General features: G+C 71.5%; 21 protein-coding genes and 1 pseudogene. 9 read left to right on the forward strand and 13 right to left on the reverse strand.

Translation table 11 applies throughout. The features are described 5' to 3' along the window. Positions 1-13 precede the first annotated feature (13 nt). The 3 genes and pseudogenes from DEJ15_RS19085 to DEJ15_RS16260 form a co-directional block, all read right to left on the reverse strand. A pseudogene (locus tag DEJ15_RS19085) lies at positions 14-637 on the reverse strand (sensor domain-containing protein); the annotation flags it as partial. Positions 638-641: 4 nt separating this feature from the next. Continuing rightward, positions 642-2,582 carry an ABC transporter permease gene (locus DEJ15_RS16255; RefSeq protein ID WP_284175286.1) on the reverse strand — a complete coding sequence of 647 codons (1,941 nt, stop codon included), beginning with the start codon at positions 2,580-2,582 and terminating at the stop codon, positions 642-644. Further along, positions 2,579-3,343, reverse strand: coding sequence for an ABC transporter ATP-binding protein (locus tag DEJ15_RS16260; RefSeq protein WP_110825876.1), 765 nt, complete (start codon positions 3,341-3,343; stop codon positions 2,579-2,581). The genes DEJ15_RS16255 and DEJ15_RS16260 overlap by 4 nt, the downstream gene beginning before the upstream one ends. Before the next feature lie 231 nt (positions 3,344-3,574). On the opposite strand from DEJ15_RS16260, the gene DEJ15_RS16265 reads away from it, so the two are divergent. Next, positions 3,575-4,189: an NUDIX hydrolase gene (locus DEJ15_RS16265; protein ID WP_110826034.1), complete on the forward strand. Its 615-nt coding sequence runs from the start codon at positions 3,575-3,577 to the stop codon at positions 4,187-4,189. Positions 4,190-4,275: 86 nt separating this feature from the next. Here DEJ15_RS16265 and DEJ15_RS16270 read toward each other — a convergent pair whose 3' ends face one another. The 4 genes from DEJ15_RS16270 to DEJ15_RS16285 all read right to left on the reverse strand — a co-directional run bounded on the left by DEJ15_RS16270 (position 4,276) and on the right by DEJ15_RS16285 (position 9,069). Further along, positions 4,276-4,818, reverse strand: a complete 543-nt coding sequence (locus DEJ15_RS16270) for a hypothetical protein (RefSeq protein ID WP_110825875.1) — start codon at positions 4,816-4,818, stop codon at positions 4,276-4,278. 257 nt (positions 4,819-5,075) lie between these two features. Next, a complete protein-coding gene (locus tag DEJ15_RS16275) occupies positions 5,076-5,894 on the reverse strand; it encodes an SDR family oxidoreductase (protein ID WP_110825874.1) in 819 nt (272 codons plus the stop codon). Positions 5,895-5,982: 88 nt separating this feature from the next. After that, positions 5,983-7,533: an MFS transporter gene (locus tag DEJ15_RS16280; RefSeq protein WP_110825873.1), complete on the reverse strand. Its 1,551-nt coding sequence runs from the start codon at positions 7,531-7,533 to the stop codon at positions 5,983-5,985. A 996-nt stretch (positions 7,534-8,529) separates the two neighbouring features. Further along, positions 8,530-9,069, reverse strand: coding sequence for an RNA polymerase sigma factor (locus tag DEJ15_RS16285; RefSeq protein ID WP_110825871.1), 540 nt, complete (start codon positions 9,067-9,069; stop codon positions 8,530-8,532). A gap of 167 nt (positions 9,070-9,236) precedes the next feature. On the opposite strand from DEJ15_RS16285, the gene DEJ15_RS16290 reads away from it, so the two are divergent. Genes DEJ15_RS16290 through DEJ15_RS16300 form a run of 3 tightly spaced genes read left to right on the forward strand, consistent with a single transcriptional unit; the run spans position 9,237 to position 10,749 of the window. Next, positions 9,237-9,740: a hypothetical protein gene (locus DEJ15_RS16290; protein WP_110825870.1), complete on the forward strand. Its 504-nt coding sequence runs from the start codon at positions 9,237-9,239 to the stop codon at positions 9,738-9,740. After that, positions 9,737-10,117, forward strand: coding sequence for a hypothetical protein (locus DEJ15_RS16295; protein ID WP_110825869.1), 381 nt, complete (start codon positions 9,737-9,739; stop codon positions 10,115-10,117). Before DEJ15_RS16290 ends, DEJ15_RS16295 begins: the two co-directional genes overlap by 4 nt. 47 nt (positions 10,118-10,164) lie before the next feature. Next, entirely contained in the window at positions 10,165-10,749 is a 585-nt protein-coding gene (locus DEJ15_RS16300) for a GNAT family N-acetyltransferase (protein WP_110825868.1), read from the forward strand. Positions 10,750-10,946: 197 nt separating this feature from the next. Here DEJ15_RS16300 and DEJ15_RS16305 read toward each other — a convergent pair whose 3' ends face one another. Continuing rightward, positions 10,947-11,189, reverse strand: coding sequence for a hypothetical protein (locus DEJ15_RS16305; protein ID WP_146232895.1), 243 nt, complete (start codon positions 11,187-11,189; stop codon positions 10,947-10,949). Between the two features lie 80 nt (positions 11,190-11,269). On the opposite strand from DEJ15_RS16305, the gene DEJ15_RS16310 reads away from it, so the two are divergent. The 3 genes from DEJ15_RS16310 to DEJ15_RS16320 are packed head-to-tail and all read left to right on the forward strand — an operon-like array spanning position 11,270 to position 14,091. Continuing rightward, positions 11,270-11,764, forward strand: coding sequence for an LCP family glycopolymer transferase (locus DEJ15_RS16310; protein ID WP_284175287.1), 495 nt, complete (start codon positions 11,270-11,272; stop codon positions 11,762-11,764). Further along, the gene (locus DEJ15_RS16315; protein WP_284175288.1) at positions 11,721-12,758 is read left to right on the forward strand and encodes an LCP family protein; all 1,038 of its coding nucleotides are present in this window, start codon (positions 11,721-11,723) and stop codon (positions 12,756-12,758) included. The genes DEJ15_RS16310 and DEJ15_RS16315 overlap by 44 nt, the downstream gene beginning before the upstream one ends. Then, positions 12,730-14,091, forward strand: coding sequence for an NAD-dependent epimerase/dehydratase family protein (locus DEJ15_RS16320; protein ID WP_349814754.1), 1,362 nt, complete (start codon positions 12,730-12,732; stop codon positions 14,089-14,091). The genes DEJ15_RS16315 and DEJ15_RS16320 overlap by 29 nt, the downstream gene beginning before the upstream one ends. Positions 14,092-14,096: 5 nt before the next feature. Here DEJ15_RS16320 and DEJ15_RS16325 read toward each other — a convergent pair whose 3' ends face one another. From DEJ15_RS16325 to DEJ15_RS16340, 4 genes are all read right to left on the reverse strand, one after another. Continuing rightward, complete coding sequence (locus DEJ15_RS16325) at positions 14,097-14,354, reverse strand: hypothetical protein (RefSeq protein WP_284175290.1); 258 nt, start codon at positions 14,352-14,354, stop codon at positions 14,097-14,099. 182 nt (positions 14,355-14,536) lie between these two features. Further along, positions 14,537-15,442, reverse strand: a complete 906-nt coding sequence (locus DEJ15_RS16330; protein ID WP_110825863.1) for a sporulation-delaying protein SdpB family protein — start codon at positions 15,440-15,442, stop codon at positions 14,537-14,539. Beyond that, positions 15,435-15,968 (reverse strand): SdpA family antimicrobial peptide system protein, encoded by a 534-nt coding sequence (locus tag DEJ15_RS16335; RefSeq protein ID WP_110825862.1) that lies wholly within the window; start codon positions 15,966-15,968, stop codon positions 15,435-15,437. Before DEJ15_RS16335 ends, DEJ15_RS16330 begins: the two co-directional genes overlap by 8 nt. Positions 15,969-15,999: 31 nt before the next feature. Then, positions 16,000-16,707, reverse strand: a complete 708-nt coding sequence (locus DEJ15_RS16340) for a sporulation delaying protein family toxin (protein WP_146232893.1) — start codon at positions 16,705-16,707, stop codon at positions 16,000-16,002. 124 nt (positions 16,708-16,831) lie between these two features. On the opposite strand from DEJ15_RS16340, the gene DEJ15_RS16345 reads away from it, so the two are divergent. Continuing rightward, a complete protein-coding gene (locus DEJ15_RS16345) occupies positions 16,832-17,203 on the forward strand; it encodes a hypothetical protein (RefSeq protein ID WP_110825860.1) in 372 nt (123 codons plus the stop codon). 741 nt (positions 17,204-17,944) lie between these two features. After that, positions 17,945-18,688: a DUF4166 domain-containing protein gene (locus DEJ15_RS16350; RefSeq protein WP_284175291.1), complete on the forward strand. Its 744-nt coding sequence runs from the start codon at positions 17,945-17,947 to the stop codon at positions 18,686-18,688. Here DEJ15_RS16350 and DEJ15_RS16355 read toward each other — a convergent pair. After that, positions 18,664-19,605 (reverse strand): LysR family transcriptional regulator, encoded by a 942-nt coding sequence (locus DEJ15_RS16355; protein WP_110825858.1) that lies wholly within the window; start codon positions 19,603-19,605, stop codon positions 18,664-18,666. The two genes, DEJ15_RS16350 and DEJ15_RS16355, sit on opposite strands and share 25 nt — an antisense overlap. Between the last annotated feature and the right edge of the window lie 47 nt (positions 19,606-19,652).

Raw genomic sequence — 19,652 nt, forward strand, 5'->3', positions numbered from 1 at the left:
CGAGGAGGAGTCCGGCGAGCACCAGGTGCGGCACGACCAGGACGCGTGTGACGAACGGGAACGTCGCGGCGAGGACGAGTCCGGCGAGGACGACGACCACCGGCCGGAGCACCGTCCCGGTCCACTGCCCGGTCTCCCCGATGCCCGCGGCCACCCGCTCCAGCCAGATGTCGTCGGCCGGGGTGACGGCCCAGCTCCACGCCGGGTACGTGACGGCGCCCAGTGCGAGCGCGCCCCACGTCACCGTGGCCACCCACGTGGCGACCGACACCGGGAAGGTCGCGAGGGTGTGGACGGTCGCGGCCCAGTTCCTGGTGTCCGCGAGCGGCGCCACCAACCGCACCCCGGGGACGCCGGTCGGGAGGGTCGGACGGACCGTCCAGTCCGGAGCATCCGGGACCTCGCCGACCCTGCCCGCCCGGCGGCGGGCGAACACCCCGAGCAGGCGTCCGGTCCGCACGGTCACGGCCAGCACCGGGAGCCCCACCCACACGATCCCCAGCCCGATCCCCAGGCACAGCAGGGTCAGGACGACGACGAAGCCGACGAGGTCCACCGGGAGTGCCGTCAGGAGGTACCAGGTCCGCCCGGTCCAGCCGCGCCACTCGTCGACGTACCGTCGTCGTCTCTCCGTCACGGGCCTATCCTCGCGCTGCCAGGAGCGTCGCGGGGCCCTGACGCGTCGCGACCGCCGCCGCCACGAGCCCGGCCGCCCCCGTCAGGACGAGCCCGCCGCCGCTCGCCGCGACGACGAGGAGCCACGGCACGTGCAGCACCGCTGCTCCCGTGGCCTGGGCCGTCCCGGCGAGCACGGCCGCCGCGGTCATCGCGGTCGCGACGAGCGCCAGCCCGACCGCTGAACCGGCGACGAGGACGGTCTCGAGTGTCGCCGCGGCCAGGACCTGTCCGCGCGTCATCCCGCTCGCGCGGGCCACCGCGAAGGCCCGGCGTCGGCCGGAGGTCGCGATCGCGACGGCGTTGAGGACACCGATCACCGCGTAGAGCGCACCGACCGCCATCACGACGAGCAGGACGCGGGTGTTCTGGTCGAGCCCGGCGGCCCCGGCGTCCTCGGCCCAGGCGTCGGTCTCCGCCACCGTCCCGATGCGGGCGAGGGCGGCGGTGACGGCGTCGCGGTCCGCACCCTGGCGGAGGACGACGAACGTGGTCGCGGGACTGTCGGCCAGGACGTCCGCCGGCACCAGGCCCCGGGGGGACGACGATCCCGACCTGCCCGGCGCTCCCGGCCGGTACGGGGACACCGAACCGGACCGCCCCGAGGGCACGGTCACCGATGGCCACGGTCCCGGCTCGTCCGAGACCGAGTCCGGTCGCACCGGGGCCGGGGGCCGCGGACCGACCGCCGAGGTCCTGCATCGCGGTACGCGCACCGGGGTGTGCCGCCGCGAACCCCCTCGGGATCGACCACGAGGGCCTCCGTCGTGACGGCGAGCGGCGTCCCCCGCGAGTTCCTCGGACATCCCCGGGACGGCCGACCCGGACGGCTGGACCCGCACGGGGACGGCCCACTCGGTGGACGCGGCCGCGACCCCGGGCACCGAAGCCGGGTCCGCGGTGAACGCGCCGGTCGTCTGCAGCACGAGGTCCGCGTCCGTGCCCCGCGCGATCTGGGCGGTCGCGGCGTCGGTGAAGGACAGCATCGCGATCGGCTGGCTCAGCACCAGGGCCAGCAGGACGACGAGCGGGGCGGCGGTGGAGGCCGAGCGGGTCCGGGCGTCGCGGAGTTCCGCGACGGCCAGCGACCCGACCGCCGAACGCGGACGCGGGAGGACGGCTGCCACGAGCGGCACGAGCACCGGGGCGGTCATCGTGATCGCGAGTGCGCCGGTGATGCCCGCTGACATCGCCATCGCCTGCGCGCCGGCGAGCCCGCCCACGGGTGCGAGGACGACCAGGGCGACCGTCACCACGGCGAGCACCAGCCCGCCGACCCATCGCGACCGCGTCATCGGTCGTGCGGCAGCGCAGGTCTCCCGCACCGCGTCGAGCGGGTCGATGCGCGCTGCTCGGCGCGCGGCGACGGCGACGCCCGCCGACGCCAGGCCGATCCCGACGGCGAGGGACGCGGGCACGACCCAGACCTGCCAGGACGGGGAGAAGCCGGACGGCACGAAGCCGGCGGCCACGAGCATGCGCGTCTCCACCGCCATCAGTGCGATGCCGGCCGGGATGCCGAGCACGGCCCCGGCGAGGCCGAGGACGACGGCCTCGCCACGGAGCATCCGTCGTACCTGCCCGACCTCGGCTCCGACGATGCGCAGCAGGGCGAGGTCCCGTCGCCGCTCGGTGACCGAGAAGGCGAAGGTCGACGCGATGATGAACACCGCGAGGAAGGCCGCGAACCCGAGGGTGACGGACACGACGGTGACCGCGACGATCCTGCTGCCGTCCGCCCGGGCCTGGGTGAGCGCATCGGCGCCGGCCGCCGGCTGCATGCCGAGCACGGACAGCAGGAGCAGCAGCGACGCCTGCACGAGCCCGACGCCGAGGGCGACGGTGACGATCGCGCCGACGTACGTCTGCCAGCGTTCCCGGAAGCCGCTCAGTGCGATGCGGTTCATCGTCCCGTCTCCAGGCTGACGAGGCGGTTCGCGATCGTGGCGGCGTCGGCGCCGGTGAGGGCGTCGACGAGCTGGCCGTCGCGGAGGAACACGGTGGAGTCGGCGGCGGCCGCGGCAGCCGGGTCGTGGGTGACCATGAGGATGGTCTGCCCGGCGTCGGTCATCTCGCGCATCATCGCCAGGACCACGCGGGCGGCGGTGGAGTCGAGCGCCCCGGTCGGCTCGTCGGCGAACAGGACCTCGGGTGCGGTGATCATCGCGCGGGCGATCGCGACGCGCTGTTGCTGCCCGCCGGAGAGCTCCCGTGGCCGGTGTCCCACCCGGTCGCCCAGCCCGACGCGGGCGAGGGCGTCGCGGATCATCTGCCGGGACGGGTGACCGCCCGCGAGCTCGAGCGGCAGCGCGACGTTCTGCTCCGCGGTCAGCGACGCGATGAGGTTGAACGCCTGGAAGACGAACCCGATGCGGTTGCGGCGCAGCAGCGTGCGCTCGTGGTCCGTGGCGTCGGTGATGTCCGTCCCGCCGAGGACGACGCGGCCGGAGTCGACCTGGTCGAGGCCGGCGGCGATCTGCAGGAGGGTCGACTTCCCGGAGCCAGAAGGACCCATGATCGCGGTCCAGGAGCCGGTGTGGAGTTCGAGGGTGACGTCGCGGAGCGCGGTCACGCTCGCGTCACCGGTGCCGTGGGTCCGGGTGACGCCGAGGAGCGCCAACGCGGTGTCGTGGTGGACGAGGGGCTGGGTGGGGGTGGTCGTTGTCATGCCTCGATCACAGCCGTCCCGACGCCTCCGGAACAGCGTGCGGACCCGGCCGTGACCCCCCTGGCCAGCCAGGGGGGTCACGCAGCCAGCCGCGCCTCCGACCGGTGCCTAGGCTGGCATCGTGACCCCGCCCCGCACGTTGCCCGTCCGCACCGCTGCGAGGACCCCGTGAGCGCGCGCGACCGACTCGCGGCGGCCGTCGCCCCGAGCGCGGCGCCGCTCGTCACCGGGATGCCCACGGCACCGTCACCGCGACGTGCCGCCGTGCTCATGCTGTTCGGCGTGCTCGACGAGGTGCCGAGTGAGCGCCCGGCCCGGGCCGGTGACGTCGCACGGGACCTGGACGTGCTCCTGCTCGCGCGCGCCGCGACCCTGCGGTCCCACGCGGGCGAGGTCGCCTTCCCGGGCGGCCGTGTCGACCCCGGTGACGCCGACGCGGTGGCGGCAGCGCTCCGGGAGGCCCGTGAGGAGACCGGCCTGGACGTCACGGGCGTCGACGTGCTCGGGACCGCGGCTCCGGTGCCGCTGGCGTTCTCACGGCACCTGGTGACGCCGGTGCTCGGGTGGTGGCGAGCGCCGTCACCGGTGCGGGTGGTGGACGAGGCGGAGTCGGCCGCGGTGTTCCGCGCACCGGTCGCCGACCTCCTCGACCCCGCGAACCGCGGGGTCACGGCCTTCCACCGCGACGGCCGGGAGTGGCGCAGCCCGGCCTTCACGGTCCACACCGCATCCGGCTCGCACGTCGTCTGGGGCTTCACCGCGACACTGCTCGACGGTCTGTTCGACCGGGTCGGGTGGACCGAGCCGTGGGACCACGACCGGGTGGTGGCCCTGCCGGGGCGATGAGTGCGTCGGGCCGTCGACCGCACGACGGACGGGAGGCGCGGTGCCAGCCGGCACCGCGCCTCCCGTCCGTCGACGGACCGAGTCGGTCAGCGACGCCACTTGTCGAGGATGCCGGCCTTCGACCGCTGCTGCTCCCCCTGCTGCGCACCCATGACGAGGAGCACGGCGGTGAGGGCCGGGGTCGCCCACTGCAGGATCTTCTGCTGCCGCTGCGCCGCCTTGAGCGTGCCCGACGCGTCGGCGCTCGGCTCGGTGGCGCCCTCGGCGCCCTCGCGGGCGTGCTCGGCCATCTTCTTGCCGACCGAGGCCGACCAGAAGGTCGTGACGAGGGCCGCACCGGTCAGCACCAGCTTGATGCCCGTGTTCGTGCGGGCACCCTGCTGCACGCCGAGGCGGTCGCGGTTGGCGACGATGAGGCCGATGCCGCCGATGCCGTGCACCGCGAGCGCGGCGAGCTGCACCGGTGCCCACTTGCCCCAGCCGACGCTCGACAGGGTGAGGCGCTCGACGGGGTCCTTCGCGCCGGCGGCGGCACCGTTCAGCCCGGTGGCACCCATGAGGTTGCCGCCGAACCAGGCGGCGAGGCCGAGGTCGTGCATGCTGCGGATGAGGGTGTTGTTCTCAGACATGGGAGTCGCTTCCTGGTCGGTGGCGCTGGCGCGGCGAGGCGGTCGGCCGCGCGGGGGGCGGGCAGCAGCGCGAGGCCGTGCCCGCGGCGGGGTCCGGCTGCAGATCGCGTTCCGGGTCGCTCCGTCGTGTGTCCCCGACGGTACGCGTCGGCGGTCCGGTGTCGGCTCAGGTCCGCGGCGTGCGTGGCCGGGTCACGACGGACGGGAGGCACGGTGCCCGCCCGCCACCGTGCCTCCCGTCCTGATGCTGCAGCCGGTCAGGCGCCGTGTGCCGCTTCGGCGACGGGCTGCCACTCGCGCCACGTCGCGAGGCGCGACTCGTAGTCACGCTCCGCGATACCGAGCGGAGCCTTGCCGAAGAACACCCGGAGCGGGGGCTGCTCGGCGTCGACGACCTTCAGGATCGCGGCCCGCGTGGCCTCCGGCTTGCCCGGGTCGGCCGCCGAGGGGCGCTTCGCCGCGGCTTCGCGGACCTCAGCGTAGGCCGGGTTCTCCTCGCTGTGCTTCGACGACGGGCCGGACCAGTCGGTGGAGAACCCGCCGGGCTCGATGAGGGTGACGGAGATGCCGAAGCCCGCGACCTCCTGGGCGAGCGACTGCGACAGGCCCTCGAGTGCCCACTTCGACGCGTGGTAGGCGCCGACCGTCGGGAACGCGCTGATGCCGCCGATGCTCGACACCTGGATGACGTGCCCGGAGCCCTGCTCGCGCATGATCGGCAGTGCCGCCTGGGTGACCCACACGGCGCCGAACAGGTTGGTCTCGAGCTGGGCGCGGAGCTCGTCCTCGCTGAGTTCCTCGACCATGCCGAAGTGGCCGAAGCCGGCGTTGTTGACGACGACGTCGAGCGACCCGAAGTGCTCCGCGGCACGGGCGATGGCATCGCGGTCGGCGTCCCGGTCGGTCACGTCGAGCCGGAGCGCGAGGAACGTGTCCGGGTACTGGTCGACGAGGTCCTGCACGTCGTCGAGGTTGCGCGCCGTGCCGGTGACGGAGTCGCCGCGTTCGAGTGCTGCTTCCGCCCACTCGCGGCCGAAGCCCTTGGATGCTCCGGTGATGAACCAGGTCTTGCTCATGTGTCCTCCAGTCGTGTGACCGGGCCAGTCAACGCCGTGGCCGATCGGTGCGCGTCGATGTCCGGATCCGGGTGCAGTGTGCGCGGCGTCAGATCGACGCCTCGGTGCCGTGTCGCTTCCCGACGACCACGTCGACGATCCCCGCGACCAGCGCCACCGCGACGAACCCGAGCGACACCGCGAGGCCGAGCGGCAGGCCCTGCGCGTAGTCGCCGCGCGAACTCGCGAGCGTGGAGTAGAACACGCTGCCGACCGCTGCGATGCCGATCGCGGAGCCGACGCGGGCACCGACCTGGATCAGCCCGCCCGCCGATCCGCCCTGCTCGACCGGCACCTCGGAGAGCGTGAGGGTCTGGTTCGGCGAGATGGTGAGCCCGGACCCGATGCCGGCGACGAGCAGCGGCAGGACGAGCCACCATCCCAGGTCCGACTCGAAGTGGTTCGCGACCACCCAGACGACCGCACCGAGCCCGATGAGGACGAGGATCGTCCCGATGACGATGAGCTGCCGACCGAAGCGGTGCACGACGCGGCCGCCGACGGTCGACGCGATGCCCGAGCCGATGGCGAACGGGATCGACGCCAGTCCGGCCATCAGCGCGGAGTAGTGCAGGCCGGACTGCAGTGCGAGCGTCAGGACGAAGAACAGCGGGGTGAAGCCGGCGAAGTACACCGTCGCCAGACCGACGCCGAGCGAGAACGACCGGCGGCCGAACAGCCGCAGGTCGACCACGGGCTCCTTCGTCCGCCCGTAGTGCCGCTCCCACAGGACGAACAGCACGCCGAACACGACGGCGACGACGATGAGCCACCACTTCGCGTTCCCCTTCCACTCCTGCGACTGCACGAACGGCAGCAGCAGGGCGACCACGGCGGCACCGAGGAGCACGATGCCGACGGGGTCGAAGTCGTGCTTCTTCCCCCGCTCGTCCCCGTTCGGTGCGGGCAGGTACCGGAAGGCCAGGAGGATCGTGACGAGTCCGACGGGCAGGTTCACGAAGAAGACGAACCGCCAGCCGTTCTCGGTGCCGAAGGCCGTGATGAGCAGACCGCCGATGAGCGGACCGATCGCGGTCGCGATGCCGACGGTGGCGCCGAAGAGGCCGAACGCGGTGCCGCGCTCCTTGCCGCGGAACAGCTGCTGGATGAGCGCGGTGACCTGCGGCGTGAGCAGGCCGCCGGCCAGGCCCTGCAGCAGACGGGCGACGACCAGGACGATGCCGTTCGGTGCGAAGCCGCAGAGGGCGCTCGCCAGGGTGAACAGGCCGACCCCGATCACGAACATCCGACGTCGGCCGGTGGCGTCACCGAGTCGTCCACCGGGCACGAGCAGCAGCCCGAAGGACAGCGCGTACCCGGACAGGATCCACTGGACCGCCTCGGGCGTGGTGCCGGGCAGCCCCGTTGAGATGGACTGCAGCGCGACGTTGACGATCGAGACGTCGAGCAGGACGATGCCCCCGCCGAGCAGGCAGATGACGAGCGCCTTCCAGCGGTTCGGGTCCGGCTGGTCGCCGGAGCTGCGGTCGTCGGTCTGCGCGGGCTTCGACGCATCGGCGGGCGCAGCGTGGTGCGCCGTGTGGTGGGCGACGGACGGAGCCGCATCGGGCTCGGCGGGTCTGCGGTGTTCGGCTGTCATGACGCCCTCACGGTAGGCGCGTCACGGTGCGGGGTCCGCAGGGAGGACGTTTCCTGTCCACACCCCGGCGCTGTCACAGCCGTCCGTGAACGAGCGCTCAGCCCCACCGGTGTGACGACGGGCGGGACGCGCCCCCCCAATGGCCGCTTCCCGCCCGTCGTCGGTCAGTCGCAGACGGTCTGCGGCAGCTGCGACTCGTCCCCTATCCGGATGCCGACCACGGTCTCCCCATCGATGCCCGTCTCGAAGGTGATCGTCCCGCTGGCGCTGGACGCCTGCCAGACGGACCACTGACCGGAGGCTGCCGGGTTCGCCGGGCGGAGGTCGTGGTACTCGGATCGGAGTTGTGTGAGCGTCGCACCGCGGCCGAAACCCCCCCCGCGGTCCTCGGGCCGGGCCGTGACGGGTCGGGGAGATCGGCCGTCGGGTCGGCGCCGATGACCCGGACCATGCGGACGACGTTCCCGAGATCCGAGAGGACCTCGATCTTCGTTCCGTCATCCCAGGTCCAGACACCCTGACCCGGAGCAGGGCACGCGTCGTCCACCGGCGGCCGGACGGAACCGGAGCCGAGGTCGTCGACCTCATCGTCGAACTGCCCGCCGAGGGCGACCGGTCCGACCTCGTTCGCCGAGATGGTCCACGTCGACGGGTCGTCCAGCACGAATGCGCCCCTCGTCGGCGTCGGCGTCGGTGTCGGTGTCGGGACGGGAACCGGGACCTCCTGGACCGGTGCCGCTGCTGGGGTGCTCGGTACGGCCGGCGCTGTGGGGCTCGGCGTGGAGGTGGGTGCGGGCTCGGCGAAGGGCTGCGGGATCATCCCGAGGGCGACAGCCCCGCTCGTGGCGCCGAGGCCGAGCAGCGCGATCACGCCGATCGCGATGCCGGCACGTCGGCCGCGACGGCGCGGTGCGGGGCGACGGTCCTCGGCGCGGTCGAGGACGGTCTGCTTCATCGAGACGAGCATCCGCTGCAGGTCGTCTCCGGTGGGGGGGCTCAGTGTTCATCGTGCATCACCGCCTTCTTCAGTCGTGCGCGCGAGCGGGAGACCCGCTGGGTGACCGCCCCGACGCTGAGGCCGAGGATCTGCGCGGCCTCAGCGTAGGAGTGGCCCTCGAGCAGGCACAGCTCGCAGATGCGTCGGTCGGTGGGTGCCAGTGCTGCGATCTCGTCGCGGACCCAGCGCAGGCGTTCGCGGGCCTCGTCGGCATCCGGATGTGCCGCGAGCTCCTCGGGGAGCTCGTCCCCGCGGTTCTTCGCCGAGCGTCGGGCCTGGTTGCGGGCGTGGTTGCGGCACACCACGAGCAGCCACGGCAGCAGCGCACTCGTGGCCAGGTCGAGCCCGGCAGCCTTCTGCCAGAGCGTGAGGAAGGTGTCCTGCACGAGTTCCTCGACGTCCTGTCGGCTGTCGGCCAGCGCCCACGCGTAGCGCGTCAGGGTCGGCGCGAACCGGTCGAACGCGTCGGCCAGCGCCGTCCGGTCCCCGTCCGCGAGCCGACGAGCCAGTGCTGCGTCGGCTTCGGTGTCGTCATCCACTGATGCCCCCCTCTCACCTGGAAGTGTCCGGGACGGCGCGATCCTGACGAGCAGTTCCGAGCTCCGGCGTGTCGGTGCCGTCACGGTGGTGCTGCCGAGGTTGCTGTTCGGTCTCGTTCCGGCGGACCGCGGCCGATCCGCGGGCGCTGCACCGCAGAGTGAAGTGCATGGACACCTGGGACATCGGCGACACCGTCGGACTCATCGGCCGGAGCTTCCTCTGGATGGCCGCGGTGACCGTCCCTGTCGGCACGGCGGCCGTCCCCGCGATCGTCGCCGTCACCAGTGGCACCGCTCCCGACGCTCTCTCATGGGTGTGGTGGAGCCTCCTGTTCGTCGTCGTCACCGACGCGCTGGCTCTCCTCGGCGCCGTCCTGTCCGCGCCGTTCACGCATCTGCTCGGCTGGGCACTGCAGCGGGTGCGCTCCCGCGCGGTCCACACGGCAGCACACGCGGCACTGGCCGGCGTGCTCGGCGCGGTGACGTCGTCGCTCGCCATGGCGTGGTGGATGTCGGGCGCCGACCCGTCGCTCTCCCTCGGCATCGCGATCGCTGCCGGAGCCGCTGCAGCGATCGCGACGTGGCGTCGGATCGGACCGCGTCGGGACCGGTCCGTCGACGACGACACCGATGTCCTCGCCGACGCGCACGCGGTGGTGGTCGGCCGATGACGACACGTGCGGACACGCATCGGAGGCAACCCGACGTCGGCGCGCTGATCGCGATCCTCCTGGTCATCGCCTGGTGTGCCGTCCTCGTCACCACCGGCGCGCTCGGCCCGCAGCGCGACACCCCGCCCTCCCTGTTCGACCAGGCCGGCGGGCAGCTGTCGACAGCGGCGGCCGGCGCCAGCGCGACCCTGCAGGCCTTCGTGTTGATCGGCTCGCTGCCCGTCTCCGTCGTCGCACTGTGGATCTCGGTGCGGTCGCTGCGGAGGTGGAGGCAGCCGGTGACGGCCGTCGTCGCGACCACCGTCTCGAGCCTCGCGACCCTGGTCGGCATCGGTCTCGCGTGGATCGGGTTCGAGACGTTCGTCTTCTCCTCGTGACGCTGTCCGGCGCCGAGCCCGCCCCGGTCCCCCGCTAGCCTCGGCGCATGGCTCCGAGGAACACCGAACTGACGCTGACGACCGCCCGCCTGAGCATCGAGCCGCTCGCGGAACGTGACATCGACGCCTTCACGGAGTACCGACGTGACCCCGATGTGGCTCGGTTCCAGTCGTGGGACACCGACTACTCCCGGGCGGACGCCGAGCGCCTGGTCACCGATCAGCCCGACGGGCGGCTCCCGTCGTCCGGGTCCTGGCTGCAGCTCGCCGTCCGCGAGACCGGGTCCGACGTGCTCCTCGGCGACCTCGCGCTGCACCGCCTCGAGGACCAGCCGGACACCTTCGAGGTCGGCGTGACCCTGGCGCGGTCATCGCGGGGCCGCGGGATCGCAACCGAAGCGCTGGCGGCTCTGCTCGACCACCTCTTCGACGACGAGCACGCCCACCGGGTCGTCGCGTTCTGTGATCTGCGCAACGACGCGGTCGCACGGCTGTTGACCCACTCGGGATTCCGACAGGAGTCGAGGCAGGTCGACGCCGACTGGTTCAAGGGCGCGTGGACCACGCTCGACGGCTACGCGCTGCTCGCCCGCGAGCGCAGCGGGGTGGCACGGAGCGGCACCCGCCCCTGAGGGGCACTGGCCCCGCCTGCCGCACCCGCGCCTCCCGGCCGAGCACCCCGTCTCACGGTGGCCTGCTCCAGCGCGGCCTCCGCGCGCTCCTCACTGCCCGCCGCAAGCCCGCGGTTGATCCGGCCGCGCGACGCCAGCCAGATGCCCACGCCGGCCAGGACGACCAGGACGACCAGGACCTCGGTGAGGGTCAGCGCTCAGATGATCCCCGCGAGTCCGAACCACAGGTCGCCGAGCAGGACGATCGAGATGAACAGGATCCCCTGCGCCATCGACATCACGATCGCCGGGGTGACGAGCAGAGCGGCCTGGAACAGCGAGGTGACGAGCCCGGTGAACCCGTTGACGACGGTCGCGACGAGCTGGGCGACCAGGACCGTCAGACCGATGGCCAGCACCGAGCCGCGAGGTCCCGTGGCTGCGAGGACCCACATACGCAACCCGTGGTCCCACGGATGTCCCCGGATCGTCCCGATGTGAGACTGCTCCTCCTGCCACCGAACACGATCGAGGGAACCCGATGCCCACCGAACCCCGCGCCACCGCCCTCGGCGGCCCTGTCCGGCACGGGCGGCAGCGCCGCCGTGGTCTCGTCCTGCCGACCATCGGCGGTGCCCTCACGATGGCACTGCTCCTGACCGGTGGCTACGCGGCGTGGTCGTACGAACAGCTCGACTCGAGTCTCACCAAGGTGCACATCGCGCAGTCCGCTGCGGACGGCTCCACGGTCGAGGACGCGGCCGACGACGCCGACGGGAAGGCCCAGAACATCCTGCTCATCGGGGACGACCACCGCCCGGCCGACGCCACGCCCCAGGAACTCGCCGAGCTCAGCACCCAGCTCGACGACGGCGCGACCAACACCGACACCATGATCGTGCTGCACATCCCCGCGGACGGCGGTAGCGCGACGATGATCTCGTTCCCCCCGCGACTCCTGGGTCCCCATCCCCGGCCACGGCACCTTCAAGTTGAACAGCGCGTTCTTCGACGGAGCCGCGGACGGGGGCGGTGACGCCGGTGGGATGAAGCTCCTCATCCAGACCATCGAGAACACCAGCGGCCTCACCATCGACCACTTCGTGCGGGTGTCGCTCCTGGGCTTCTACCAGCTCGTCAAGGCGTTGGGGCCGATCGACGTCTGTCTGAACCAGGCGGCCCACGACACGAACTCCGGCGTCGACCTGCCCGCGGGACGATCGACCCTGAACGCGTCCCAGGCCCTGTCCTTCGTCCGGCAGCGTGACGGGCTGCCGCGCGGTGACCTGGACCGCGAGGTCCGACAGCAGTACTTCCTCTCCCAGGAGGCCCGGGAGGCGTTGTCGGCGCGCACGCTCCTGAACCCGGTGAAGGTCGCGGACCTGCTGCACGGCGTCGGCGACGCGGTGCAGGTCGACGACACACTGAGCATCCCCGACCTGGTCTCGACGTTCAGCCACATCGATCTGTCCGCCATCCGCTCGACCACGATCCCCACGGCCGGCACCCCGACGATCGACGGGTACGCGACGGTGGCCGTCGACTTCGCCGCCATGCCCGCCTTCATCCAAGACATCGTCGGGCCGCCTGCCGCGTACACCGCTGCGTCGGCAGCTGATCCCTCGACCGTGCACGTCTCGGTCCTGAACGGCGCCGGGACCCCGGGCGGTGCCACGACGGCGTCGAACGCGCTGACCGCGAAGGGATTCGTCGTCGGAGCGCCCGGCGACGCCCCGAGCACCAGCACGACCGTCATCGAGTACCCCGCGGGAGCGGAAGCGCAGGCGAAAGCGGTCGCAGCGGTCGTGCCCGGCGCCACGCCGGTCATGTCGACGACGGTGAGCGGGGTGACGCTCGTCCTCGGCACCGACGGGCACACCGTCTCGACACCTGCACCGGCACCGGCTGGCGGAGCGAGCAGCGCGCCGGCAGCAGCACCCTCCGCTGCGAGCCACGCAGCCGAACCCGCACCCGCACCGTCGAAGCCGGTCGGCGACGCGTATGGGGCGAAGGGCACCTGCATCAACTGACCGGCACGGGTCGACGCGGAGGGACCACCGCCTCCCGTCCGGCCGTTCCTCGGTGCCGGCCGTTCCTCGGCGCCGGCCGTTCCTGGGTGCCAGCCGTTCCTGGGCTCCGGCCGGGGTCGGCGGGGCAGGATCGGCACCGGCGCGGCAGGAGCCGCGCCGCGTTCGCCACCCGACAGGAGCAGCACCATGGACGACGGATCCCCCCGCCTCCGGGACACCAGCCGACGACAGCGACGCGGTCCTCGTCGTCGGGGCTGGCGGCGTCGTCGGGCGCAGCGTCGTGGAGCACTTCGCCCGCAGTGGTGTCCGCACGCGAGGTGCCAGTCGCCGCGCTCCGCAGGGCCCCGTGTCCGGCTGGGACCACCTGCCCGTCGACCTGTCCGACGCGGACGCAGCGGTCGACGGACTCCGGCTGGCCGCCGACACCACGCGCCTCGCGTTCGCCGCCTACGTGGAGCACGCCGATCTCGCCGAGCAAATCGCCCCGAACGTCGCGCTCCTCGAGAACACGCTCGACGCCCTGGATCGGCTCGATGCACCACTCCGCCACGTCACCCTCTACCAGGGCATGAAGTACTACGGCGCACACCTCGGCCGGTTCAGGACACCGGCGAAGGAGGACGACCCGCGACTCATGGTCCCGAACTTCTACTACGACCAGGAGGACCTGCTCCGCGAGCGCGCGGCGTCCCAAGGGTTCGCGATGACCGTGCTCCGCCCCGAGGCCGTGATCGGGTACGCGCAGGGCACGCCCATGAACCTGCTCATGGCGATCGGGACGTACGTCAGCATGACGAAGGAGCTCGGGCTGCCGCTGCGGTTCCCCGGCGCCCGCACCACCTACGACGGCATCTTCTACCAGATGACGGACGCCGAGCTCCTCGCCCGCGCCACCGACTGGGCGGGCACGACCCCCCGCTGCGGCCGGAGAGGCGTTCAACGTCACGAACGGCGACGTGGTGCGCTGGAGCCACCTGTTCGAGCGCCTGGCCGACCACCACGGCCTCGACCTCGCCGAGCCGCAGTCGATGGAACTCGCACAGGTCATGCCCTCCCGCGAGGACCTGTGGCAGCGGATGGTGGAGCGGCACGGGCTCGTCGCCACGCCCTACGCCGACCTCGTCGACTGGCGGTTCGCCGACATGATCCTGAACTCGACGTGGGACAACGTCTCCTCCCTCATCAAGATCCGGCAGGCCGGGTTCGGGGGAGTGCCACGACTCGGCGGACCGGCTCGTGGAGCTCCTCGACGACCTGGGGCGGCGCCGGATCCTGCCCGTGCCGACCCAGTGAGCGCACCCCGCGATCATCGTCCGGAGCGATCCTGCGCTGAGGCGTTCACCCAGCAGGCGTCAGTGCCGAAGCGACGCGCTCCGCGATCGTGCTCTGCACGATGATCGCGCCGCGGGTCGTTTCCAGCCGAACTCCCGTGCCCGCGGACATCGCGAGCACGCGGGCCCCTTGAGAACGTCGGATTCCCACACCACCGAGGCGTACAGGATCGATCGTCACCACGGTCGCTCGCCGTATCTCCGCGAGTTCGAACGCGACCCTGAGGAACGGGAAGAACGAGATGCGGACCGTTCCGCCGGTCACGAGGATGGTGATCCGCGCGACCACCCCCCGACAAGCCCGCCAGGAAACCGACCAGCGTGGCGACGAAAGTCTCGGCGTCGAAGCCGGTGACTGCGTTGGTGATGATGATCCCGCCAGCGAGAGCGCCGACCGCGGTCCCGAGCACTCGGACTGCGAATGGTGCTGCGATGCGATCGCGTAACTCAATCTGCGTGCTGTCGAGCGACAAACCAGTCTCGCTTTCTCGGGAAGATGTCTCCGTAGGAGGCGTTCGTAGGGACCAGGTGCAGGAGGAGCGCAGCCGCCATCACCAGCGAGAACGAGGTGATGCCCATGACGAGCACGATGGCGCCGTGGAGGATCAGCCCGAGCACGAGGAGACAGCGCCGGACCCTGGGAGCGAAGAGCGGTCCCATGGCGAGGACGAACTCGAGTGCGATGACCAGGAAGGTCGCGGGACCAGCGATGAGCGGCGCAATGGTCGCCGCCTGGATCACCGGAGCGAGCAGCGGCCCCGGACCGAAGGTCGGACTGCGGAGCCAGTAGTAGAGCGCGGTCCCGTTCGCCCACTCCGGTACCGCGAGCTTTCCGACGGATGCCTCGAGGTAGACGACGAAGATCTGCGATCGAACGAGCGCCCATCCCACGAACGCCAGGCTGCCGCGTCCTGCAGCACATCGATCCGATGTTCTACTCGACCACGAGGTCCGGCGCCAGTCCGTGCAGCTGAGCGGAAGCAGCAGAAGGCCGAGGATCCCGTAGAGCTGGTCGCCCCCGTCGCCCAACGTCATCGTCACACTCGCGCTCACGATCAAGTAGGCCGCCGGTACGGCCGTGAGCCACGGGAGAACGCCACTGGCGAAGACCAGAAGGCACGAACCTGCAAGAACGCGAGCGACGTCGAGGTGTTGATCGAACAAGCAGAACAACGCCCAGCCGTTGTACGAGTCACAGACCGGCACTTCCGGCTGAGCAGTGCTGACCGTGAACAGGATCCATGCGGGGTTCATGAGCAGAGTCAGCGCCATCCCGGCGTAGAGCACACTTCTGGCAACTCCGAGCCCCGCTCCCCACGGGTAGGGGATCGTCCACCTTCTGCGATCAGGCATGTCGGCAACGCACCTCGAGCGCGATCGCCTCGCTGACGTATGTGCCTTCGTTGGAGATGTACCGCCACTCCCAGGGCGTCGGCTTCGTCGCTGCCAGAACGACGTTGCCGCAGAGCGTGGGATGGGGAAGCGGATTCAGGACGGACTGCCGTCGCTGACCGCTGACGCACTGCGGCAGATCCCTGCCATCGCACTCCCGCCATGCTTTCCTCGGGATCCCGGTGAGGACGGACGCCATCTCCACGCCCTGCCGACGCCCCTCCCGGCTCAATCCGCCGAGGAAGCGGAGCTGCGCGTTCGACAGACCCGCTATCTGGACCCATCGTCCGCCGTCATGGGTGTACGCGGTCGGGGTCGCTGAGCGAGCGGGCTTGGTGAAGAAGGCCCAACCTTGCGGAGCGATCCGGGAGAACAGAGCTCCGACGTCACCCTGCGCGGGCATCTGCACCGCGGCCGTTCCGCCGAGCCGACCTGCCAGCAGGTAGCTCGCGAACAGGACCGCGACGAGGAGCCCACAGGCCGTCACGGTCCGAGATGCTCTCCAGCGACGGACTCGATCATCGAGCACGGAAGATGTCGATCGCCTTGGCGGTCAGCAGGTCTTCGAGAGCCTGGCCGGTCGCACCTGTGGCTCGTCGGATCGCGTTCTCGCCGGCGACCTTGGTCGAGCCCACTGCCACAGTGGACGCGAGCGCCAGGACGCCGACCCCCACCGCCGCGACGGTGACCACGAGCACGGCGCCAGCGACCACCCAGACCAGCACGCCGCAATCCGTCCCGATCTCGCCGGGTACGTACGTCGACGAGGCGGCCGGAGCATGACCCGTCAGACCCTGCAAGGTGGGCATGCTCGGGAGTTCGGCTCCGAGCTCGGACATGGCCGTCTGAACTGCGATGGGATCGCTGGCTTGTAAAGCCTTCATCAGGGCTGCCGTCTGTTCAGGCACCCGTTGCTCCAACTCCGACACGACAGAACGAGCGATCGCGGCGGCTCTGGGCTCGGCCAGTGCCTTCTCGAGGGCAGAGGACTGCTCAGCCGAGAGCGGCCCGAGCGCCCCAGTGCGAAGCAGCTCTTCGCCGAAGCTGCCCTGCATGAAGAGCAGCCCCTCGAGGACCTCCGTCATCGACCAGGCTGTTGCACGAGACGGAGCGAGAGTGGAAGTGGCGTGAGCAGAGGGCGCCTCGGGCGCCGTCACGCCCGCGCTGAGCGCACCGATGACGACAGCAGCAGCGCCGACATGAGCAAGCCCGGAGTGCAGTTTCATGCCGCTAACATACTGGTATTCAGATACCTGTCAAGAACCGTCCATGCGGCCCGTTCCGTCCGAGGACACCGCGCCTTCTTCCCGACCCGCCGCGTCCTGGACAGCGCCGTCACCACCCGGGAGCATGAACGCCGTGGACCACCTCGTCGACCTCGATGCGCTCGCCCTGCTGCTACGCCCGCACCTGGACGACTGGGCGCGATCCGCCGCCGTCGGTCCTCTGACGTGGCGCGACGAGGACGCCGCGTGGCCACAGCCCATCGAGCGCCACCGCTCCCGTGTGTCGTCGCCGGAGTCGCTGGGTCTCCGGCTGTGGCGGGGCTCCGACGAACTCGAGCTCGTCGTGTGGACCGGTGGCTGGGCCGACGCGGACCGCTTCGTCGACGGCCGGCTGGAGGCGACCGCTCCCGACTTCACGGACGCGGACTCGGCGTACGCCGCGGTCGTCGACCTCGTGGCGGAGTTCCTCCACGCTGCCGGAGTCGATCCGGCCTGACGCCGGTGGCCCACCGGACGCGTTGCCCCCTCAGGAGCCACAGGGCAGCCTGCCTGAACGCACGCGAACGGGGCCTCCCCTGGGCCGACGCCGCCGCGGTACGCTCCGGCACGTGGGGAGTCGGGGGGGATCTACGTCGAGACGGTCATCGACGCGCCACTCGAACGCATCTGGGACGCCACGCAGGACCCGGAGCAGCACGTCCGGTGGGACGTCCGCTTCTCGGAGATCATGCCCGAGCCCGCCGATGACGACGGCGTGACGCGGTTCACCTACGTCCGCCGGTCCCTCGTCCACGACGTCCACGGCACCGGCGTCAGCCTCGGCGAGCGCCGCCGTCCGGACGGCTCGCGTACGTCTGCCCTCCGCTTCGCGACCGCCGACCGCCTTTCCCCCCATCCGCGCCGGCCGCGGATACTGGCGGTACGTCCCCACCGCGGACGGCCGGACCCGCTTCCTCACCGGGTACGACTACGACTCCGGCTGGGGCGTCCTCGACGTCCTCGTTCGGCCGCTCCTCGGCTGGGCGACCGCCTGGAGCTTCGACCGCCTCCGCATCTGGCTCGAGGGCGGACCCGAACCGGAGGCCTGGCCGCTCACGAGCGCCCTGCAGGTCTGGCGGCCGGACCGGCCACGGGCCTCCAGGACGCTCCGCGCGCCCGTCGGCGGCAGCCGACGCGACGACCACCTGCAGGATGCGCCAGCCACCGTGGCGGCCCTGCCCGAGCCAGGAGGCCCGGCATGACGTCCGTCTTCGAGGAAGCGCTGGGTGCCGACTTCCGTCGCCTGCACCCGATGATGCAGCGCCGCTTCGGCGTCGGCCTCGACGCCGCGGAGGCCTGCGTGGGCCAGGGCAGGATGACCATCCGCCGCGGGCCGTGGTGGACCGTGCCGTTCCTGCAGATCGGGCGGCTGCGGAACATCCTCGTGCCCGACGTCGGCACCGACGTGCCGTTCACGATCGAGAACTACCCCTACCGGGACGCCCTCGGGCGGGAGACGGTGACGTTCGTCCGCACCTACGCCACCCGCCCCGGCCGACCGGCACGGTTCGACGCGACGATGGTCCTGTCGGAGGGTCGGGTCCTCGACTACCTCGGGACGCACCAGCACCTCGCGGTCGACCTCGACCTGCGGGTGGACGAGCGCGGCGGGCTCGTGCTGACCTCCGACGAGCAACGCTTCCACGAGGGGCCGATCTCGTTCCGCTTCCCGATGCTGTTCAGCGGCCGCGCGACCCTGAACGAATGGTGGTCGGACGACGACGGCGCCTTCCACGTCGACCTCGCGGTGCGCAACCGCGTGTTCGGCTTCCTGTTCGGCTACCGCGGTACGTTCACGTGCGAGTGGGTGCCGGCGACCGATGCCCCCCGAGCGGTTGAAGCCGCGGCGCACGGAAGCGCGGACCTGACGCCTGGGCCGATCCGGCGGGTGGTCAGGCGGGTGGTCCGGCGGTCTGCCTACCCGAGCGGCTCGACGCCGTAGCTGGTGACCACGGCCCGCAGCTCCTGCAGGTACGTCTGCGCCTGCACGGTGAGCGGGACCGAGGCGTGCGCGATCCACCCGATCTCGATGCGTTCGTCGACGTCGAGGGGGATGGCGACGATCTCGGGGTCGAGGTCGTCGCTGATGAGTCCCGTCGAGATCGTGTACCCGCCGAGGCCGATCATGAGGTTGAAGATCGTCGCACGGTCCGAGACGCGGATCTCCCGCTTGCTCGACATCGTCGACAGGATCTCCTCCGCCAGGTAGAAGGAGTTGTTCGCGCCCTGGTCGAACGTGAGCCGAGGGAGCTCCGCGAGGTCGGCGAGGGTCGCCCGCTCCTGGGACGCCAACGGGTTCCGCCGGGCGACGAAGATGTGCGGCTGCGCGACGAACAGCGGCGTGAACACGACCCCGGCGTCCCGCATCAGCTTGCCGAGGACCTGCCGGTTGAAGTCGTTGCGGTAGAGGATGCCCACTTCACTCCGCAGCGTGCGGACGTCCTCGATGATGTCCCACGTGCGGGTCTCCCGGAGCGAGAACTCGTACTCCTCCGCGTCGGCTCCCTCGACCATCCGGACGAAGGCCTCGACCGCGAACGAGTAGTGCTGCGCCGACACCCCGAGCAGTCGGCGTGACGCCTGCCGCCCGACGTAGCGCTGCTCGAGGAGGGAGACCTGCTCGACGACCTGTCGCGCGTACCCGAGGAACTCGACGCCGTCGACGGTGAGCACGACACCGCGCGCGGATCGGGTGAACAGCGGTCGGCCGATCCGTGTCTCCAGGTCCTTCATCGCGGCCGACATCGTCGGCTGCGAGACGTAGAGCAGGTCGGCCGCCGCACTGATCGATCCCTCGGACGCGACCTCGATGAAGTACCGGAGTTGCTGCAGGGTGATGTCGTTCGAGACGCGCGCCATAGCCGCAGGCTATACCGGCGCATAGTGATTCCGGATTACCTGATGAC

The sequence above is a fragment of the Curtobacterium sp. MCJR17_043 genome (genome assembly GCF_003224315.2).
In the GTDB taxonomy this organism is placed as follows: domain Bacteria; phylum Actinomycetota; class Actinomycetes; order Actinomycetales; family Microbacteriaceae; genus Curtobacterium.

What these genes read in the sequence shown, in the direction of transcription:
- DEJ15_RS16340 (WP_146232893.1), bottom strand. Translation starts at nt 16,707, where the DNA reads ATGAAACTGCACTCCGGGCTTGCTCATGTCGGCGCTGCTGCTGTCGTC.
- DEJ15_RS16310 (WP_284175287.1), top strand. Translation starts at nt 11,270, where the DNA reads ATGCCCACCGAACCCCGCGCCACCGCCCTCGGCGGCCCTGTCCGGCAC.
- DEJ15_RS16295 (WP_110825869.1), top strand. Translation starts at nt 9,737, where the DNA reads ATGACGACACGTGCGGACACGCATCGGAGGCAACCCGACGTCGGCGCG.
- DEJ15_RS16275 (WP_110825874.1), bottom strand. Translation starts at nt 5,894, where the DNA reads ATGAGCAAGACCTGGTTCATCACCGGAGCATCCAAGGGCTTCGGCCGC.
- DEJ15_RS16280 (WP_110825873.1), bottom strand. Translation starts at nt 7,533, where the DNA reads ATGACAGCCGAACACCGCAGACCCGCCGAGCCCGATGCGGCTCCGTCC.
- DEJ15_RS16330 (WP_110825863.1), bottom strand. Translation starts at nt 15,442, where the DNA reads ATGCCTGATCGCAGAAGGTGGACGATCCCCTACCCGTGGGGAGCGGGG.
- DEJ15_RS16260 (WP_110825876.1), bottom strand. Translation starts at nt 3,343, where the DNA reads ATGACAACGACCACCCCCACCCAGCCCCTCGTCCACCACGACACCGCG.
- DEJ15_RS16270 (WP_110825875.1), bottom strand. Translation starts at nt 4,818, where the DNA reads ATGTCTGAGAACAACACCCTCATCCGCAGCATGCACGACCTCGGCCTC.
- DEJ15_RS16355 (WP_110825858.1), bottom strand. Translation starts at nt 19,605, where the DNA reads ATGGCGCGCGTCTCGAACGACATCACCCTGCAGCAACTCCGGTACTTC.
- DEJ15_RS16350 (WP_284175291.1), top strand. Translation starts at nt 17,945, where the DNA reads ATGACGTCCGTCTTCGAGGAAGCGCTGGGTGCCGACTTCCGTCGCCTG.
- DEJ15_RS16290 (WP_110825870.1), top strand. Translation starts at nt 9,237, where the DNA reads ATGGACACCTGGGACATCGGCGACACCGTCGGACTCATCGGCCGGAGC.
- DEJ15_RS16300 (WP_110825868.1), top strand. Translation starts at nt 10,165, where the DNA reads ATGGCTCCGAGGAACACCGAACTGACGCTGACGACCGCCCGCCTGAGC.
- DEJ15_RS16320 (WP_349814754.1), top strand. Translation starts at nt 12,730, where the DNA reads ATGGGGCGAAGGGCACCTGCATCAACTGACCGGCACGGGTCGACGCGG.
- DEJ15_RS16345 (WP_110825860.1), top strand. Translation starts at nt 16,832, where the DNA reads ATGAACGCCGTGGACCACCTCGTCGACCTCGATGCGCTCGCCCTGCTG.
- DEJ15_RS16255 (WP_284175286.1), bottom strand. Translation starts at nt 2,582, where the DNA reads ATGAACCGCATCGCACTGAGCGGCTTCCGGGAACGCTGGCAGACGTAC.
- DEJ15_RS16265 (WP_110826034.1), top strand. Translation starts at nt 3,575, where the DNA reads ATGCCCACGGCACCGTCACCGCGACGTGCCGCCGTGCTCATGCTGTTC.